The 16,703-nt window shown below is 73.4% G+C and carries 11 protein-coding genes; 7 read left to right on the top strand and 4 right to left on the bottom strand.

Annotation, left to right across the window (positions count from 1 at the left end; genetic code table 11):
* Positions 1-59: 59 nt before the first annotated feature.
* Positions 60-2,519: a DNA helicase PcrA gene (gene pcrA / locus OG702_RS13610; protein ID WP_327289148.1), complete on the top strand. Its 2,460-nt coding sequence runs from the start codon at positions 60-62 to the stop codon at positions 2,517-2,519.
* A 121-nt stretch (positions 2,520-2,640) separates the two neighbouring features.
* Here pcrA and OG702_RS13605 read toward each other — a convergent pair whose 3' ends face one another.
* Positions 2,641-4,197 carry a M23 family metallopeptidase gene (locus OG702_RS13605; RefSeq protein ID WP_327289147.1) on the bottom strand — a complete coding sequence of 519 codons (1,557 nt, stop codon included), beginning with the start codon at positions 4,195-4,197 and terminating at the stop codon, positions 2,641-2,643.
* 139 nt (positions 4,198-4,336) lie between these two features.
* A complete protein-coding gene (locus OG702_RS13600) occupies positions 4,337-5,050 on the bottom strand; it encodes an esterase/lipase family protein (RefSeq protein ID WP_327293220.1) in 714 nt (237 codons plus the stop codon).
* A gap of 529 nt (positions 5,051-5,579) precedes the next feature.
* On the opposite strand from OG702_RS13600, the gene OG702_RS13595 reads away from it, so the two are divergent.
* Positions 5,580-5,987, top strand: coding sequence for a cobalamin B12-binding domain-containing protein (locus OG702_RS13595; RefSeq protein ID WP_327289146.1), 408 nt, complete (start codon positions 5,580-5,582; stop codon positions 5,985-5,987).
* Positions 5,988-6,310: 323 nt separating this feature from the next.
* On the opposite strand, the gene OG702_RS13590 is transcribed toward OG702_RS13595, so the two are convergent.
* A complete protein-coding gene (locus OG702_RS13590) occupies positions 6,311-7,879 on the bottom strand; it encodes a DUF5691 domain-containing protein (protein ID WP_327289145.1) in 1,569 nt (522 codons plus the stop codon).
* An 86-nt stretch (positions 7,880-7,965) separates the two neighbouring features.
* On the bottom strand, positions 7,966-9,309 hold the full coding sequence (locus OG702_RS13585) for an SWIM zinc finger family protein (protein WP_327289144.1): 1,344 nt from the start codon (positions 9,307-9,309) through the stop codon (positions 7,966-7,968).
* 138 nt (positions 9,310-9,447) lie between these two features.
* On the opposite strand from OG702_RS13585, the gene OG702_RS13580 reads away from it, so the two are divergent.
* From OG702_RS13580 to sucD, 5 genes are all read left to right on the top strand, one after another.
* Positions 9,448-10,560 (top strand): ATP-binding protein, encoded by a 1,113-nt coding sequence (locus tag OG702_RS13580; RefSeq protein ID WP_327289143.1) that lies wholly within the window; start codon positions 9,448-9,450, stop codon positions 10,558-10,560.
* Entirely contained in the window at positions 10,557-13,136 is a 2,580-nt protein-coding gene (locus OG702_RS13575) for a DUF5682 family protein (protein ID WP_327289142.1), read from the top strand. Before OG702_RS13580 ends, OG702_RS13575 begins: the two co-directional genes overlap by 4 nt.
* Complete coding sequence (locus OG702_RS13570) at positions 13,129-14,307, top strand: VWA domain-containing protein (protein ID WP_327289141.1); 1,179 nt, start codon at positions 13,129-13,131, stop codon at positions 14,305-14,307. Before OG702_RS13575 ends, OG702_RS13570 begins: the two co-directional genes overlap by 8 nt.
* 285 nt (positions 14,308-14,592) lie before the next feature.
* Positions 14,593-15,765, top strand: coding sequence for an ADP-forming succinate--CoA ligase subunit beta (gene sucC, locus OG702_RS13565; protein ID WP_327289140.1), 1,173 nt, complete (start codon positions 14,593-14,595; stop codon positions 15,763-15,765).
* 21 nt (positions 15,766-15,786) lie between these two features.
* Positions 15,787-16,674, top strand: a complete 888-nt coding sequence (gene sucD / locus OG702_RS13560) for a succinate--CoA ligase subunit alpha (protein ID WP_327289139.1) — start codon at positions 15,787-15,789, stop codon at positions 16,672-16,674.
* Positions 16,675-16,703 lie beyond the last annotated feature (29 nt).

Below are 16,703 nucleotides of genomic sequence, written 5' to 3'. Positions count from 1 at the left end.
CGGCCGTCCGCCGGAAGGGGGGCGTGGGTGTCGGTGCGGGCGCCTAGACTCGGGAGGCGATGAGCAGCCTCTTTGACGACGACTTCCTGCCCGGTCTGCACGTGGCACCGGAACCGGCCGACCCCGACGCCCCGCCGCCCCCGGAGGACCGGGGCCCCGGCGGCGGGTACGACGGCGGCGGGCGGGACGCGTACTACCGCGACGGCGCCCCGCGCCCGGCCACCGACCCCGCTCAGCTGCTCGAGGGGCTCAACGAGCAGCAGCGCGCCGCCGTCGAGCACTCCGGCGGCCCGCTGCTCATCGTCGCGGGCGCCGGCTCGGGCAAGACCCGGGTGCTCACCCACCGCATCGCCCACCTGCTCGCCGCCCGGCACGTCCACCCCGGCTCGATCCTCGCGATCACCTTCACCAACAAGGCCGCGGGCGAGATGAGGGAGCGCGTCGAACAGCTGGTCGGCCCGCGCGCGAAGGTGATGTGGGTCTCCACCTTCCACAGCGCCTGCGTGCGCATCCTGCGCCGCGAGTCCAAGGTGCTGGGCTTCACCTCGTCGTTCTCGATCTACGACGCCGCCGACTCCAAGCGCCTGATGGCCCTGGTCTGCCGCGACCTCGACCTGGACCCGAAGCAGTATCCGCCGAAGTCCTTCAGCGCGAAGATCTCCAACCTCAAGAACGAGCTGATCGACGAGGAGACCTTCGCCGGGCAGGCGGAGAACACCTTCGAGAAGAAGCTCGCCGAGGCCTACGCGCTCTACCAGGCCCGGCTGCGCGAGGCCAACGCGCTGGACTTCGACGACATCATCATGACCACCGTCAACCTGCTGCAGGCCTTTCCCGACGTCGCCGAGCACTACCGGCGGCGCTTCCGGCACGTGCTGGTCGACGAGTACCAGGACACCAACCACGCCCAGTACACCCTGGTGCGCGAGCTGGTGGGCACCGGCGAGTCCCCCGGCGCCACCGACCCGGCGGGCACCCCGATGGCGGAGCTGTGCGTCGTCGGTGACGCCGACCAGTCCATCTACGCCTTCCGCGGCGCCACCATCCGCAACATCCTCCAGTTCGAGGAGGACTACCCGGACGCCCGCACCATCCTGCTGGAGCAGAACTACCGCTCCACCCAGACCATCCTGTCCGCCGCGAACTCCGTCATCGAGCGCAACGCCGGGCGGCGCGCGAAGAACCTGTGGACCGAGTCCGGCGACGGCCCGGTCATCACCGGCTACGTCGCCGACCAGGAGCACGACGAGGCGCAGTTCGTCGCCGAGGAGATAGACCGCCTCACGGACGCCGGCGACGCCCGGCCGGGCGATGTGGCCGTCTTCTACCGCACCAACGCGCAGTCCCGGGTCTTCGAAGAGGTCTTCATCCGGGTCGGCCTGCCCTACAAGGTCGTCGGCGGCGTCCGCTTCTACGAGCGGCGCGAAGTCCGAGACGTGCTCGCGTACTTGCGGGTGCTGGCCAACCCCGAGGACGGCGTGCCGCTGCGGCGTATCCTCAACGTGCCCAAGCGCGGCATCGGCGACCGGGCGGAGGCGATGATCGACGCTCTCGCGCTGCGCGAGAAGATCTCGTTCGCCGCCGCCCTGCGCCGGGTTGACGAGGCGTACGGCATGGCGGCGCGCTCGGCGAACGCGGTCCGCCGGTTCAACACCCTGATGGACGAGCTGCGCACCATCGTCGAATCGGGCGCGGGCCCGGCCGTCGTGCTGGAGGCGGTGCTCGAACGCACCGGCTACCTCGCCGAGTTGCAGGCCTCCACCGACCCGCAGGACGAGACCCGCGTGGAGAACCTGCAGGAACTTGCCGCCGTGGCACTGGAGTTCGAGCAGGAGCGCGGTGAGGACGAGCCCGGCACCCTGTCCGACTTCCTGGAGCGGGTCGCCCTGGTCGCCGACTCCGACCAGATCCCCGACGACGACGCCGAGAACAACGGCGTCATCACGCTGATGACCCTGCACACCGCCAAGGGACTGGAGTTCCCCGTCGTCTTCCTCACCGGCATGGAGGACGGCGTCTTCCCGCACATGCGGGCGCTGGGCCAGGTCAAGGAGCTGGAGGAGGAGCGGCGGCTGGCGTACGTCGGCATCACCCGCGCTCGCGAACGGCTCTACCTGACGCGCTCGATGATGCGCAGCGCCTGGGGCCAGCCCTCGTACAACCCCCCGTCGCGCTTCCTGGAGGAGATCCCCGACGCGCTCATCGAGTGGAAGCGGACCGGTTCCGCCGCGGGCGGCGGAGGTCCCGTCTCGAAGGCGGCGGCGTCGCTGTCCAGCACGCTCGGCACGGGCGGCGGCCGGCGCGGCGGCGCTGCGGGCGGCTTCGCGACCAGACGCTCGGCCGGCGACCGGCCGGTCATCTCGCTCACCGTGGGCGACCGCGTCACGCACGACCAGTTCGGCCTGGGCACGGTCGTCGCGGTCACCGGGCAGCCGGGCGACGAGAAGGCGACGATCGACTTCGGCGACGAGCGGCCCAAGCAGCTGCTGCTGCGTTACGCGCCGGTGGAGAAGCTGTAGGTCCCGCCGGGCGCGGCGGTCCTCCGCCGCGCCGGGGTCTTTCGCCGCGCCGGGGGCCTGTCGCGGATCAGCGCTGGTCGGGGCCTGTCGCGGATCAGCGCTGGTCGGGGCCTGTCGCGGATCAGCGCGGGTCGAGGCCGTGCTTGAGCAGCCACGGCAGCGGGTCGATCGGCGAGCCGGCGTTCGGCCGTACCTCCAGGTGGAGGTGCGGTCCGGTGGTGTTGCCGGTGTTGCCCGAGTAGGCGATGACCGTTCCGGCCTTGACCGAGCCGCTGCGGATCTTCGTACTGCTCAGGTGGCAGTACCAGGTCTCGGTGCCGTCGGGGGCGGTGACGATGGCCATGTTGCCGTAGGAGTTGTTCCACTGCGTGCGGACGGTGCCGTCGGTCACCGCCATCACCGGGGTGCCGACCATCACCGGGAAGTCGATGCCGGTGTGCACGGCCATCCAGTTGACACCGGCCTGCCCGAAGTAGGCGCTCAGCCCCTTCTGCTTCACCGGCAGCACGAACTTCGGCCGCAGCGCCTCCTTGCGGGCCGCCGCCGCTGCCGCCGCGCGCTTCGCGGCCGCCTGCCGGTCCTTGAGGTCGATCCGCTCCTGGGTGCGGCTGGCCCGGTCCGCGAAGTCGCTCGCGTCCTCGCTCACTCCGGCCAGCTGCCGGTCGAGCTGGGTCGTCGGCGCCTTGCCGGTGGTCGTCGGGGCGTCGGCCTGCGCGCTGCCGGAGTCCGACGCCACGCCCACCCCGGTCACGGCGGCCGCGCCGACTGCGGCCACGCCCATCACGGCGACCGAGGGCACCGCGACGGTGAGCAGGGCGGAACGCTTGGCGGGCTTGCGGCGCCGGCTGCGGGCCGCCGGCATGCCGGGCTCGAAGCCGTCGGCGGCGTAGTCGTGCCGCTCCCGCTCGGCGAAGACCTCGGGGGCCGGGACGTCGAGGCCCAGATCCAGGTCCAGGTCCAGGTCGAGATCGAGGTCGGTGGCCGCCTCGAACGGCGAGCCGAACGCGTCGGGGCCTGCGGCCGCCTGCTCCGGCTCGGGGGCGTACGACACCGGGGCCTCGTACGCCTCGGGCTCGGGGGCGGGCGCCTGGTAGTCGTACTGCTGCGCCTGCTGCTCGTACTGCTGGTGCTCGTAGCCCTGCTGGTGCTGCGGCTGCTGCTCGTACTGCTGCTGCTGGGGCTGCTGTGGCGGGAACTGCTCGTAGATCCCGGTGTCGCCGCCGGCGTCGTAACCGTAGCCGTAGGCCGGGTAGGCGCCCGAGTCCCAGTCCTGCTGCTGCTGCGGGTAGGCCTGCTCCTGCGCCGCCGGCTGCTGATACGCCGCGAACTGCTGGGCGTCGTAGGTCCCGGTGTCGTAGTACGTCGCGCCGGCCGGGTAGCCGTACGCGTCGTAGCTCTGCGGCTCGGCGGGGGGCTGCTGCTCGGCCTGGCCGTAGTCGTACCCGTAGCCGGTGCCGTAGGCGTAGTCCTGGCCGGACTGCGCGGGCTGGGGTTGGGGCTGGGCCTGCGGCTGGTCGTAGCCGTAGAGCGGGGGCTGCTGCGGGATGTACCCGTACGTCCCGGTCGTGGTGTCGTCCGCGAAGACGGTGCCGACAGCCTGGTAGGCGCCCGTGGAATAGACGTCATACGCGTAGGCGTCGTAGTCGGGGGCGTACCCCGACGGGTGACGTTCGTTCACCGCCAACTTCTCTTTCGCCTCGGCAGCAGGAGAATTAGCGGTGACTGTAGCCCGGTGCGGGGGACGGCGACAATCTCTCCCCGTAGCCTGACGTCCGGCTTGCCCGGCGTTCGGTCGATATCCGACCGTTATGTGTCCGTTATGCCGCCTCGATCGCCGACCGCACCGGGCCCGTCCCTGCCAGCGTCCGGCGGATCTCGGCCACGACCGAGCCGTGCACCGGCAGCGCGAGGTGCCCGACCCCGCTGACCTTGACATTCTCCGCCGGGAGGTCCGGGTGGACCAGCTGGGCGGCCTCCACCGGGATCATCAGCTGGTCCAGATCGCTCCAGAAGGCCACGAACCGCGTCCGGCAGCTCGGGGCAGGCCCCGCCAGCTCGGTCAGCACGTCGGAGCCGGGCCGCATCTGCCGGATGATCGGATGCGGCGCCAGGGCAGGCACCGCCCGGGTCCCGGCGTGCGGCGTACCCAGCGTGACCAGCGTGCGGATCCGGCGGTCACCGCCCAGGCACTGCACGTAATAGCGGGCGATCAGCCCGCCCAGGCTGTGCCCGACGATGTCCACCCGGCGGCGGCCGCTCTGCGCGCAGATCTCCTCCACGTGGCGGCCGAGCAGCTCGGCGGCGGTGCGTATGTCGCCGATGAGCGGTGAGTAATTCAGTGCCTGCACCTGCGTCCATCCGTGGTGGTGCAGGGAGCGGCGCAGCACCGCGAAGGTCGAACGGTTGTCCACGAAGCCGTGCAGCAGCAGCACCGGCGGATGGGCCCTGACGGTGTCCCGCTCCTGGTCGCGCTCCGGGAGCAGGCCGGTCGGATACATCACCAGGTGGCCCGCGAGGACCGCCAGGTCCATCGCGGTGGCCCTGGCCAGGCCCACGCCGTGCCACAGGCGGCTCCCCGTGCCGCCCGCGACGTCGTCGTCCGGCCCCGCTCCGCTGTCCGCCCCGGGTCCTTCCTCCCGGTCCGCGCCTTGTCCTGCGCCCTGCTCCGCCCCCGACGACTGGCCGGCCATGGCCCACCTCCCGTCGCGACCCGGAATCAGCACTGACCCCGGCGCCATCGGAGAAGCCGGTGCCCGCGGACGGGTCCGCGGATGCCGCATCACCGCGCCCTGCGGCTAGCGAGCGCGGCAATGCGGCGTCCTGACAGCGGCTCCTCAGAACAACCCGGTGGGTCGCCGGACGGCTCGGGCGTGTCCCTCGCCCTTCGCCGCCGTCGGCCCGACCTCTGGGGAATGTGTCCCACTGTGTGATTTCCCCCTCGGTGCCGTTCGTAAAACTGTCGGCCGCCGGACGTGGACGATAACGTTCGTTCACACAGGTTCCCGCGGGGCCACGCAGCCGCAGTCCACGGGCCCGCGAACCGTACGCATGGAGGCAGAGATGGGTGTGTCCGGTCCGATCCGCGTAGTGGTCGCCAAACCTGGGCTCGACGGTCATGACCGCGGGGCGAAGGTCATCGCCCGGGCGCTCAGGGACGCCGGCATGGAGGTCATCTACACCGGCCTCCACCAGACCCCCGAGCAGGTCGTCGACACCGCCATCCAGGAGGACGCGGACGCCATCGGCCTGTCCATCCTGTCCGGCGCCCACATGACCCTCTTCGCCAAGGTCATCGAGCTGCTGAAGGACCGCGACGCCGAGGACATCAAGGTCTTCGGCGGCGGCATCATCCCCGAAGCGGACATCCCCCCGCTCAAGGCCCTCGGCGTCGCCGCGATCTTCACCCCGGGCACCCCCACCGGCGACGTGGTGACCTGGGTAAACGAAAACATCCCCTCAGCGGCCTAGCCCCTGCGGGGCGGCAGGTGAGCGCCCCCCGGCGAGTGGCACGGACCCGGGGGTGCGCCCGGCCCCGACCGGGCGGCAGCCAAGCACCCCACGGGAAGTGGCACGGACCCGGGGGCGCGGGGAACTGCGCGCGCAACCCCCACCGGGCCGCAGGCAGGCACCCCACGGGAAGTGGCACGGACCCCGGGGGCGCGGGGAACTGCGCGCGCAACCCCCACCGGGCAGCAGCCAAGCCCGCCACCGCAGGTGGCACGGACCCACCTACCCCCGCCGGGGGAAGGTCCCGGCGCCCTCCCGCAGCGCCAGGCCGGCGGGCCACCCCCTCAACCCGAACGCAGTTCGCCCAGCATCGCGGCGCGCAGCCCAAGCGTGCTGCTCAGCCGCTGGAAGGCCTCCCCCCAGTAGGCGGTCGCGCCCGGCGCGGAGTCGGGCGGCTCCTCCCCACCCCCGGCCAGCGCAGCGACCTGCGCTGCCGCTGCCGGATCGAGGCAGCGCTCGGCCAGTCCCATCACCCCGCTGAAGCTCCACGGGTAGCTGCCGGCGTCCCGCGCGATGTCCAGCGCGTCCACCACCGCCCGTCCCAGCGGCGCAGCCCACGGCACCGCGCACACCCCCAGCATCTGGAACGCCTCGGACAGCCCGTGCGCCGCGATGAACGCCGCCACCCACTCCGCCCGCTCCGCCTCGGGAAGTATGGACAGCAGCTTCGCCGGGTCACCGACCGCCGCGAGCGGCGCGGCCGCGGCGGGCGGCGGCCCGAGCAGCGCTCGCGCCCACCCGGCGTCCCGTTGCCGCACGGCAGCCCGGCACCAGGACGCGTGCAGGTCCGGCTGCCAGTCGTCCAGCACGGGCAGCGCGATGATCTGCTCGGGCGTGCGGCCCCCGAACCGCGCGGGCCAGGTCGACAACGGTGCCGCGTCCACCAGCTGGCCCAGCCACCACGCCCGCTCGCCCCTCCCGTTGGGCGGCCGCGGAGCCACCCCGTCCCGCTCCATGGCCGCGTCGCACTCGTAGGGCGCCTCCACCACGATGCCGTCAGGACCGAGCGACACGCAGCTGCGGGCGCGGCCGGCCATCCGGGCGGCCAGCGCGGACTCCGGCAGCGCGGAGAGCAACTCGGCTGCGGTCGCCCGTACGTTGCGACTGCGATCGGCCAGCGCCTGCTCCAGGAACGGCTCGTCCGCCGCGGACAGCCCGGTCCGCAGCGAGTCGAGGAACATCAGCCGGTCCTCGGCCCGCTCGCTCTTCCACGTCGCCACCAGCAGCTCGAGCGCGGTGTCCGGCGCCGTCAGCCGCAGCCGGGTCAGCAGGGCGACCCGCTCGGCGAACAGCCCTTCCTCCCACAGCCTTTCCACCTGCTCAGGACCCTCCGGCTCCGGGCCGGCCACCGCCCCGGAACCGGCACGCAGCGCGTATCTCCAGTCCGGATTCAGCGTCGCCAGCCAATGGCCGCGCGGCCCGGCGAAGGCCAGCGCGTCCGCCCGCAGGTCCGTCCTCGCCCTGGCCGCGTCCAGCAGCGCAGGCAGCATCTCCGGCGGCGCCGCGTATCCCTCCTCGCGGGCGGCGGCCAGCCACTGCGGCAGCAGCTCGGCCAGATTCGGCGCCGAACCGCGCCGATGGCCGCCGCTGCCGGCGCTGCGGTCGGACAGCAGCGTCCCCAGCCGCTGCCGTGCCGCGTCCGGCAGCTCCGCCCGCCCGTCCGCCACCGCCACGGCCGGCCGCTCCCCGGCCACCCCGGGCCGCAGCCCGGCCCGCCGCCGCACCACCCCGGCCGCCGCGGCGTCCAGCAGCCCCGCGGCGGCCTCCTCCGCGTCCCCCACCACACCGCTCGGCCGCCGCCGCTCCGTCCCGAGCAGCGCGCTTCCGACGAGGTCGTCCCACCCGATGTCCATCCGAGTCCCTCCGCGTCCGATCCCGCCGGTGCGCCGTGCGGCGCGGCTGTCCTTGCGTCTCCTGAGGTCGGCCAGCGTCTGTCCCCCTACAAGGCGATCGGTCTCGGCGACGCCCGCGTCCACCCCGCGAGCGGGCGCAGGCCCGTCGCCCCGGCCTCGGCAAAGAGGGTGACGGGGCGCCCACCGGATATCGCGGCGAGCCGCCAGTGATCGGTGCCGAGCAGCGGCAGCGCGGCGTCGGTGCCGGCGTCCGCCAGATGCCAGCGGTCCCGGCCGGGGAGGGGCACGACGTCGGTGAGGAGGACGGGCCAGGCGTCCAGCCACGGGTCGTCGGCGAGGGCGGTGCCGTAGGAGTCGAGCGCCGGGCCGACCGCCGTGCCGGACGGCGCCCGCTCGGGCAGCCCGGTGCCGTAGCGCGTGCCGAGGACGGCGCGGAGCGGTACCGCGGCCGGGTGGAAGGCGACCTCGGCGTCGAGCACCGTGCCGACGGGGAGCGTCAGTTCGGGCGCGCGGCCGGCCGCCCCGAAGGACAGGACGAGCGCGAACCGCTCCGCCACCCCGTCGTACAGCCAGATCCGCCGGGTCGTCAGCCGCTCGTCCGCCGTGTCGTACTGCGCCAGGACCAGCCACTGCGCCCTGATCAGCGGCCCCGCGAGCACCTCCGCCGAGTCGACGGTGAAGCCGACCCTCGTCCGCACCGTCTCGGCCAGCGGCGCCGGCAGCCGCTGGCGGCCGAGGAAGCCGCGGGCCAGCAGATGCAGCAGGCCCGTCTCCTCCAGCATGCGCGACGGCCAGTCGCCCCCCGAGACGGCCACCGTCCCCAACTCCCGCACCCGCGAGGCGAGCCCGGGCGCCTGCGCGTCCACCATCCGGGCCGCGATCTCGTCCCACGCCTGATATCCGGCCCGGTCGGAACCCGCGAGACCGCCCCTGAGCAGATCGGTGAGCCGCTGCTCCAGCTCGGCGGCACCCCCCTCCACCCGGACCGCCCGCCGCTCGGCCCGCTTCCTCGCCGCGTCCTGGCCGGCCGCCGCCGGTCCCTGACCCGGCCCCGAAACCGCCGCGGGGGCCGCCTCCGCCTGCTTCCGGCGGGCGGAGATCCACTCCTCGGCCCACTCCGGCGCCGCCGCCCCCTCGGCGGCCGGCCGGCCGTCCCCCGACGACCACAGCAGCAGCAGCCCCAGCGCGTGCTTGCAGGGGAACTTCCGGCTCGGGCACGAGCACGCGAAAGCCGGTCCGCTCAGATCGACCACCGTCTGATACGGCCTGCTGCCGCTGCCCGCGCACAGCCCCCACACCGCCCTGGCGGTCGCGCCCGTGCCCGACCACGGCGCGGGCGCCGCGAGCCGCGCGCCCGCCGTGCGTGATGCCGCGTCAGGCGCGAGCGCGAGCACCTGGTCCGCTGTCCACCGAGCTTCCGAGTCCTCCATGCGGAACACGCTAGGGCCGACCACTGACAACGGCCCTGACCTGCGAGGACAGCGGGCGGTGACAGATTGTCAGTGGTGGGGTGCATGGTGGGAACAGCACGGATCGAGAGGGTCCGTTCCGACGAGTGGGGGAGTGCCATGACCGCTACGACGAGCGCCGCGGCCGGCGTCGAGCAGGCCCTGCGGCCGCACGCCGAGGAGGCCTTCGCGGCCGAGCTCGGCGCGCTCGCCGCCGCCGACGACCGCCCGCGCCCCGCACGCTGGAATCTGTCCCCGTGGGCGGTCGCCACCTATCTTCTCGGCGGGACGCTGCCGGACGGCACGGTCGTGACACCCAAATACGTCGGCCCCCGGCGGATCGTGGAGGTGGCCGTCACCACCCTCGCGACCGACCGGGCGCTGCTGCTGCTCGGCGTGCCGGGCACCGCGAAGACCTGGGTCTCGGAGCATCTGGCCGCCGCGATCAGCGGCGACTCGACGCTGCTGGTCCAGGGCACGGCGGGCACACCCGAGGAGGCGATCCGTTACGGCTGGAACTACGCGCAGTTGCTCACGCACGGACCGAGCCGTGCCGCGCTGGTGCACAGCCCGGTGATGAGGGCGATGGCCGAGGGCCGGATCGCCCGGGTGGAGGAGCTGACCCGCATCCCGGCCGACGTGCAGGACTCGCTGATCACGATCCTGTCGGAGAAGACGCTGCCGATACCGGAGCTGGGCTCGGAGACGCAGGCCGTCCGCGGCTTCAATCTCATCGCGACCGCCAACAACCGCGACCGGGGGGTCAACGACCTGTCGAGCGCGCTGCGCCGCCGGTTCAACACGGTGGTGCTGCCGCTGCCCGCCAGCGCGGAGGACGAGGTCGCCATCGTGTCCCGCCGGGTGGACCAGATCGGCCATGGCCTCGACCTGCCCGCGGCCCCCCGCGGCGCCGACGAGATCCGCCGGGTCGTCACGGTCTTCCGCGAGCTGCGCTCCGGGGTCACGGAGGACGGCCGCACCAAGGTCAAGTCCCCCTCGGGCACGCTGTCCACGGCCGAGGCGATCTCGGTGGTGACCAACGGCCTGGCGCTGGCCGCCCACTTCGGCGACGGGGTGCTGCGCGCGGGCGACATCGCGGCAGGCATCCTCGGCGCGGTCGTCCGCGACCCGGCGGCGGACCGGCTGGTCTGGCAGGAGTATCTGGAGACGGTGGTCAGGGAGCGGGACGGCTGGAAGGACTTCTACCGTGCCTGCCGTGAGGTGTCGTCATGACGCCCGCCACGGAACGGCTCTCGCCCATCGACCTCCCGGACGCCGCCGACCGCGCGGCGGCCACCGCCGTGGCCCGCGCCGTGGCCGCGGCCGCCCACCCGGACCCGGACCCGGCCGTGACGGCCGGCCCCGCGCAGGATCGATCCCTGGTCCCGGCCCTGTCGGCGGTCCCGGCTCCGGAGGACGTCGTCCTGCTCGGGGTGCGGCATCACGGGCCGGGGTCCGCCCGGGCGGTGCTGGCCGCGCTGGACGCGTATCGGCCGCAGGCGGTGCTGATCGAGGGTCCGCCGGAGGCCGACGCGCTGGTCGCGCTGGCCGGTGACCCGGCGATGCGGCCGCCGGTGGCGCTGCTGGCCCATGTGGTGGACGACCCGGCGCGTGCGGCCTTCTGGCCGTTCGCCGAGTTCTCGCCCGAGTGGGTGGCGCTGCGGTGGGCGGCGAGGGCGGGCGCCGAGGTCCGCTTCATCGACCTCCCCGCCGCCCACAGCCTGGCCCTGCGCCCGGCGACCGGCGACGAGCCCGACCCGGCCGCCGCCCCGGAGGGGGAGGGCATCGACGTGCGGGTCGATCCGCTGGCGGTGCTGGCCGAGACGGCCGGATACGACGACCCGGAGCGGTGGTGGGAGGACGCGGTCGAGCACCGGGGCGGCGACTCGGACGGTGGGTCGGACACCGGCTCGATTGGCGGGTCGGACGGCGGGGAGGACCCGTTGGCGCCGTTCGCCGCACTCGGCGAGGCGATGGCGGCGATCCGGGCGATCCACGGGGACGGCGGTCACCCGTACGACCCGGTGCGGGAAGCGCATATGCGGCTCCGGCTGCGCGAGGCGCGACGGGCACACGCGCGGACGGCGGTGGTGTGCGGGGCGTGGCACGTGCCGGCGCTGGCCGGCCGTACGGCGGTCGCCGCCGACCGGCTGCTGCTCAAGGGGCTGCCGAAGGCGAAGGTCGAGACGACCTGGGTGCCCTGGACGCACCGGCGGCTGGCCCGGGCCAGCGGATACGGCGCGGGGATCGACTCGCCGGGCTGGTATCGGCACCTGTTCACGGCGCCCGACCGGCCGGTCACCCGGTGGATGACCAAGGTCGCGGGACTGCTGCGGGGGGAGGATCTGCCGGTCTCCTCGGCGCATGTCATCGAGGCCGTACGGCTCGCCGACACGCTCGCCGCGATGCGCGGCCGGCCGCTGGCCGGACTCGGCGAGACGACGGACGCGATCCGGGCCGTGATGTGCGACGGATCCGACGTGCCACTGGCGCTGATACGGGACCGGCTGGTGGTCGGCGACGTGCTCGGCGAGGTCCCGCCGGACGCGCCCGCCGTGCCGCTGGCCCGCGACCTGGCCGGGCAGCAGCGCACGCTGCGTCTCAAGCCGGAGGCGCTGGAGCGCGAGGTGGACCTCGACCTGCGCAGGGACACCGACGCGGCCCGCAGCCGGCTGCTGCACCGGCTTGCCCTGCTCGGCATCGGCTGGGGCGAGCCGGCCAGGGGCCGGGACAACAAAGGCACCTTCCGCGAGAGCTGGCGGCTGCGCTGGGAGCCGGAGCTGGCGGTGCGGGTCGCCGAGGCCGGGATCTGGGGGACGACGGTGGCGTCGGCGGCCACCGCGAAAGCTGCGGACGCGGCGGTGCACTCCGGCACCCTCGCCGAGGTCACCGCGACCGCCGAGGCGTGCCTGCTGGCCGGCCTGCCGGACGCGCTGCCGGTGGTGATGCGCGTGCTGGCGGACCGGGCGGCGCTGGACGCCGATGTGGCGCACCTGGCGGCGGCGCTGCCCGCGCTGGTGCGGGCTGTGCGGTACGGCGACGTGCGCGGCACCGACTCGGCGGCGCTCGGGAAGGTCGCGGCGGGCCTGGCGCTGCGGATCTGCATCGGGCTGCCACCGGCCTGCGCGGGATTGGACGCGGACGGCGCCGCGGCCATGCGCGCCCAGGTCGACGGGGTGCACCGGGCCATCGCCCTGCTGCCAGACCCGGCGCTGCGTGACCGCTGGGCGGCCGCACTGATGACCCTGGCAGAAAGGGACGGGGGCATAGCCGGCCTGCTGCGCGGCGCCGCCGTCCGGCTGCTGATGGACGACGGTCGGCTGGAGCCGGACCAGGCGGCCCGGCTGATGGGCCTGGCACTGTCGGCCGGGGCGGGGCCGGCCGAGGCGGCGGGCTGGATCGAGGGCTTCCTGGCCGGCGGCGGCATGCTGCTGGTGCACGACGAGAAGCTGCTGGCGCTGGTGGACGGCTGGCTGTGCGGGGTGTCGGCGGAGGCGTTCAGCGATGTGCTGCCGCTGCTGCGGCGGACCTTCGCCGAGTTCGAGCCGGGGGTGCGGCGCACGGTCGGCGAGCTGGTGCGGCGCGGTCCTTCGGCGGGCAGGCGGCCGGCCGGGGGAGCGGCGGAGCCCGGGCTGCCGGGGTTCGGGGCCACTCTCGACCCGGCCAGGGCGGAGGCGGCGGCGCACACCGTACGGCTGCTGCTCGGCACCACCACGACGACCGACCTGGGCACGCTCGGGGACGGCTCACACGCGAACGGCTCACACGGGGACGGCTCGTACGGGGACTTGGGGGCGCAGGATGACTGACCACGGGACCACCGGGTCCGCCGAGGAGCGGCTGCGGCGCTGGCGGCTGGTGCTGGGCGGCGGCCCGGCGGCGGACGGCACCGGCTACGAGCCGGCCGGGCGCGACGCGGCGATGGACCGTACGCTCGCCGCCCTCTACGGTTCGGCGGGGGCCGGCAGCGGGCGGCCGGACCACGGCGCGGAACGGGGCGCGGGGCTCGGTGGTTCCGCGCCGCAGGTCGCCCGCTGGCTCGGCGACATCCGCACGTACTTCCCCAGTTCCGTCGTCCAGGTGATGCAGCGCGACGCCATCGACCGGCTCGGCCTGTCCGCGCTGCTGCTTGAGCCGGAGATGCTGGAGGCGGTGGAGGCCGACGTCCACCTGGTCGGCACGCTGCTGTCGCTGAACAGCGCGATGCCCGAGACGACCAAGGAGACCGCGCGGGCCGTGGTCAGGAAGGTGGTCGAGGACATCGAGGCCAGGCTCGCGACGCGGACGCGTGCCACGCTCACCGGCGCGCTCGACCGGTCGGCGAAGGTCAGCAGGCCCCGGCACCAGGACATCGACTGGGACCGCACCATCCGGGCCAACCTGCGGCACTACCTGCCCGAGTACGGCACGGTCGTGCCGCAGCGGCTGGTCGGTCACGGCCGCGCGGACCGCTCGGTGAAGAAGGACGTGGTGCTCTGCGTCGACCAGTCGGGATCGATGGCCGCGTCCGTCGTCTACGCCTCGGTCTTCGGCGCGGTGCTCGCCTCGATGCGGTCCGTCGACACCCGGCTGGTGGTCTTCGACACCGCCGTGGTGGACCTGACGGACCAGCTGGAGGACCCGGTCGACGTGCTGTTCGGCACCCAGCTCGGCGGCGGCACCGACATCAACCGGGCGCTGGCGTACTGCCAGTCGCTGATCACCCGCCCGTCCGAGACGGTGGTCGTCCTGATCAGCGATCTCTACGAGGGCGGCATCCGGGACGAGATGCTGAAGAGGGTGGCGGCGATGAAGGCGTCGGGGGTGCAGTTCGTGGCGCTGCTGGCGCTGTCCGACGAGGGCGCACCCGCCTACGACCGGGAGCACGCGGCGGCGCTGGCCGCGCTCGGCGCACCCGCCTTCGCCTGCACTCCCGACCTCTTCCCCGAGGTGATGGCCGCGGCGATCGAGAAGCGCCGCATTCCGATACCCGAGGCGTGAGACCCGGAAGCGGACGGCGGTCTGTGACCGTTCTCACCGCGCACAACCGATCCGCGATTTAGGCCGCACCGGCGCGCGGCGATAACCTGCAAGACGGACATGCCGCGTACTCGGACACCGCGTGCGCTTCCCTGGTGACAGCTGGTGACGTGCCGTCGCCCTGCCCGTAGCGGCACGCCCAGCCGGCAGGTGGCGCTGTACTCACGGCGGCAGCCTCCTGCCGACGCCGGAGTGACATCCAGGCTTACTTCCAGCGGATTCCAGGGAAAAGGGAGACGGACGCGCGTGGACCTGTTCGAGTACCAGGCGAGGGATCTCTTCGCCAAGCACGGTGTACCGGTGCTGGCCGGTGAAGTCATCGACACGCCTGAGGCGGCACGCGCGGCGGCGGAGCGACTGGGCGGCCGTGCCGTCGTCAAGGCGCAGGTCAAGGTGGGTGGCCGCGGCAAGGCCGGCGGTGTGAAGCTGGCCGCCGACCCGGCCGACGCGGTCGCCAAGGCCGAGGCCATCCTGGGGATGGACATCAAGGGCCACACCGTCCACAAGGTGATGCTCGCCGAGACCGCGGACATCAAGGAGGAGTACTACGTCTCCTTCCTGCTGGACCGCACCAACCGCACCTTCCTGGCCATGGCGTCGGTCGAGGGCGGCGTCGAGATCGAGGTCGTCGCCGAGGAGAACCCCGACGCGCTCGCCAAGGTCGCGGTGGACGCGCTGGAGGGCGTGACGCCGGAGAAGGCCGCCGAGATCGTGGCCGCCGCCAACTTCCCGGCCGACATCGCCGACCAGGTCGCCGATGTGCTGCAGCAGCTGTGGACCGTCTTCATCAAGGAAGACGCCCTGCTGGTGGAGGTCAACCCGCTGGTCAAGACCGGCGAGGGCAAGATCGTCGCGCTCGACGGCAAGGTGTCGCTGGACGAGAACGCCGCCTTCCGGCAGCCGGCGCACGAGGCGCTGGAGGACAAGGCCGCCGCCAACCCGCTGGAGGCCAAGGCCAAGGCCAAGGGCCTCAACTACGTCAAGCTCGACGGCGAGGTCGGCATCATCGGCAACGGCGCCGGCCTGGTCATGTCCACCCTCGACGTGGTCGCCTACGCCGGCGAGGCGCACGGCGGCGTGAAGCCCGCCAACTTCCTGGACATCGGCGGCGGCGCGTCGGCCGAGGTCATGGCCAACGGCCTGGAGATCATCCTCGGCGACCCCGACGTGCGCTCGGTCTTCGTCAACGTCTTCGGCGGCATCACCGCCTGCGACGAGGTCGCCAACGGCATCGTGCAGGCCCTGGCGCTGCTCAAGTCCAAGGGCGAGGACGTCACCAAGCCGCTGGTGGTGCGCCTGGACGGCAACAACGCGGAGCTGGGTCGGAAGATCCTGTCCGACGCGAACCACCCCCTGGTGCAGCGGGTGGACACCATGGACGGCGCGGCCGACAAGGCCGCCGAGCTGGCCGCGAAGTAAGGGACGAGGACTCAGACAACCATGGCTATCTTCCTCACCAAGGACAGCAAGGTCATCGTCCAGGGCATGACCGGCGCCACCGGCATGAAGCACACCACGCTGATGCTGGGTGACGGCACCAACATCGTCGGCGGTGTCAACCCGCGCAAGGCCGGCACCACCGTCACCTTCGACCAGGGCCGCGAGGTCCCGGTCTTCGGCAGCGTCAAGGAGGCCATCGAGGCCACCGGCGCGGACGTGACGGTCATCTTCGTCCCGGAGAAGTTCACCAAGGACGCCGTGGTCGAGGCCATCGAGGCCGAGATCCCGCTGGCCGTCGTGATCACCGAGGGCGTCGCGGTGCACGACTCCGCCGCGTTCTGGGCGCTGGCCCAGCAGAAGGGCAACAAGACCCGCATCATCGGTCCGAACTGCCCCGGCCTGATCACGCCGGGCCAGTCCAACGCCGGCATCATCCCGGGCGACATCACCAAGCCCGGCCGCATCGGCCTGGTGTCGAAGTCCGGCACGCTGACGTATCAGATGATGTACGAGCTGCGCGACATCGGTTTCTCGTCGGCGGTCGGCATCGGCGGCGACCCGATCATCGGGACCACGCACATCGACGCGCTCGCCGCGTTCGAGGCCGACCCCGACACCGACCTGATCGTGATGATCGGCGAGATCGGCGGCGACGCCGAGGAGCGGGCCGCGGCCTTCATCGAGAAGAACGTGACGAAGCCGGTCGTCGGCTACGTCGCCGGTTTCACCGCGCCCGAGGGCAAGACCATGGGCCACGCAGGCGCCATCGTCTCCGGCTCCTCCGGCACGGCGCAGGCCAAGAAGGAGGCCCTGGAGGCCGCGGGCGTCAAGGTCGGCAAGACCCCGTCCGAGACCGCCCGGCTGGCCCGCGAGCTCCTCGTCGGCTGACCCCCGGTCACCCGACGGCAACGGCGTGG

This window comes from Streptomyces sp. NBC_01198 (assembly GCF_036010485.1).
Lineage (GTDB): Bacteria > Actinomycetota > Actinomycetes > Streptomycetales > Streptomycetaceae > Actinacidiphila.
Note: the sequence above shows the minus strand (reverse complement) of the source record. Positions and strands in the feature narration are given on the sequence as shown.

What these genes read in the sequence shown, in the direction of transcription:
- pcrA (WP_327289148.1), top strand. Translation starts at nt 60, where the DNA reads ATGAGCAGCCTCTTTGACGACGACTTCCTGCCCGGTCTGCACGTGGCA.
- OG702_RS13600 (WP_327293220.1), bottom strand. Translation starts at nt 5,050, where the DNA reads ATGGACCTGGCGGTCCTCGCGGGCCACCTGGTGATGTATCCGACCGGC.
- OG702_RS13595 (WP_327289146.1), top strand. Translation starts at nt 5,580, where the DNA reads ATGGGTGTGTCCGGTCCGATCCGCGTAGTGGTCGCCAAACCTGGGCTC.
- OG702_RS13590 (WP_327289145.1), bottom strand. Translation starts at nt 7,879, where the DNA reads ATGGACATCGGGTGGGACGACCTCGTCGGAAGCGCGCTGCTCGGGACG.
- OG702_RS13585 (WP_327289144.1), bottom strand. Translation starts at nt 9,309, where the DNA reads ATGGAGGACTCGGAAGCTCGGTGGACAGCGGACCAGGTGCTCGCGCTC.
- OG702_RS13580 (WP_327289143.1), top strand. Translation starts at nt 9,448, where the DNA reads ATGACCGCTACGACGAGCGCCGCGGCCGGCGTCGAGCAGGCCCTGCGG.
- OG702_RS13575 (WP_327289142.1), top strand. Translation starts at nt 10,557, where the DNA reads ATGACGCCCGCCACGGAACGGCTCTCGCCCATCGACCTCCCGGACGCC.
- OG702_RS13570 (WP_327289141.1), top strand. Translation starts at nt 13,129, where the DNA reads ATGACTGACCACGGGACCACCGGGTCCGCCGAGGAGCGGCTGCGGCGC.
- sucD (WP_327289139.1), top strand. Translation starts at nt 15,787, where the DNA reads ATGGCTATCTTCCTCACCAAGGACAGCAAGGTCATCGTCCAGGGCATG.